The organism is Paracoccus alkanivorans, from assembly GCF_003697785.1.
Lineage (GTDB): Bacteria > Pseudomonadota > Alphaproteobacteria > Rhodobacterales > Rhodobacteraceae > Paracoccus > Paracoccus alkanivorans.
Map to the genome: position 1 here is coordinate 1 of NZ_QOKZ01000034.1, position 1,515 is coordinate 1,515.

1 protein-coding gene is annotated in these 1,515 nt (G+C 61.5%); it reads right to left on the reverse strand.

Translation table 11 applies throughout. The features are described 5' to 3' along the window. The coding region (istA, locus tag C9E81_RS22580) for an IS21 family transposase (RefSeq protein ID WP_122114598.1) at nt 1-1,395 on the reverse strand (1,395 nt) is incomplete at its 3' end. Nucleotides 1,396-1,515 lie beyond the last annotated feature (120 nt).

Sequence of the window (1,515 nt, forward strand, 5' to 3'; positions counted from 1 at the left end):
CAGCCTGGGCGGTCGGCGTTCCACCCGGCACAACAGGAGATGCTTCACAGCGTCGAAGCCGATTGCACCCATGTGGAGCGCCTGCTTCACGGCGACCTGGAGATCGGCCAGATCGAAGGTTTCCAGCAGCCGTAAAACCTGGACGTATTCGCGGCGGCCATGCCGGTTCATGCGGGCCTCCATCAGCCGGCGCAGTGTCGCGAACTCTTCGGGAAGGTCCCAGCCCTGAAGCGGCGCTGCCTGCTCAAGCGCATTGATCTTCTGTTCCAGCAGCGGCAGGTAATGGATCGGGTCGAAGACGATCTCGTCACGATCCCAGCACCGGGGATGGCGGGCGATCACTTCCCCACGGCAACCGATGACCACCGTGTCGACATAGGCCCGGATCCAGACATCCTGATGTCCGAAGGCGACCGGCACCGAGTAGTCATTAGTCTTGTAGCGCACCAGAGATTGGGACGAGACTCGCCCATTGTCCTGATCACAGGCCTCGAAAGGCGCGGCCGGGAATGGGCGCATCGCTGCCAGATCGTGTTGCAACCGCGCGCCGATGGTATCGCTTTCGCCGCGCAGAACATCGAGCTGGCGACGCTCGCATTGCTCCTCCAGCCAGAGGTTGAATGCCTCCCAGGTTGCAAACTCGGGCATCGGCACCATGAAGTTGCGTCGGGAATAGCCGACCAACCCCTCGACCTTCCCCTTGTCATTGCCCTTGCCCGGACGGCCATAGCGATCCCGGATCAGGTAGTGCGACAGGAACCCGCTGAACAGTTCCGCCCGTTTGCGGGTGCCGTCGGGCAGGATCTTTGCCACCAGGCATCGGTCATTATCATAGACGATCGACTGCGGAACCGCGCCGAAGAAGGTAAAGGCATGGATATGGCCGTCGACCCAGGCTTCGGCCACCGCCGCCGGATAGGCCCTGACATAGCAGGCATCGCTATGCGGCAGGTCCAGAACGAAGAAATGAGCTTTCTGCTCAATACCACCAATCCTGACCTGCGCCTCGCCAAAATCGGCCTGCGCATGACCCGGCGGATGCGCCAGCGGCACAAATACTTCCTGCCGACGCTTCTCCCGCTCCCGAATGTAATCCTTGATGATCGTGTAACCGCCGGTGAACCCGCATTCCTCGCGGAGCCGGTCGAATACCCGCTTTGCCGTGTGTCGCTGTTTGCGCGGCATATGGCGATCCGCCTCAAGCCACGCGTCGATGATCGGAATGAACGGCTCAAGCTTCGGCCGCCTGACCTCGGCCTTCCGCCGATAACCCGGCGGCACCGAGAACATCATCATCTTCGCAACCGTATCGCGGGAGATGTTGAATTCCTTCGCCGCCTGACGCTGGCTCATGCCCGCCGCGCAGGCCTGACGCACCTTCAGATATAGTTCCACGCTGTAGATCCTCCCGCCCTCCCTGCAACCACAGAAAGGGAAAAGGTGGACGACTTTTACACCGCCCGCAGCAGCACCAAGCCGCCGCTTCCGTGGACTAATTTCGCACCGCCGTTCTCA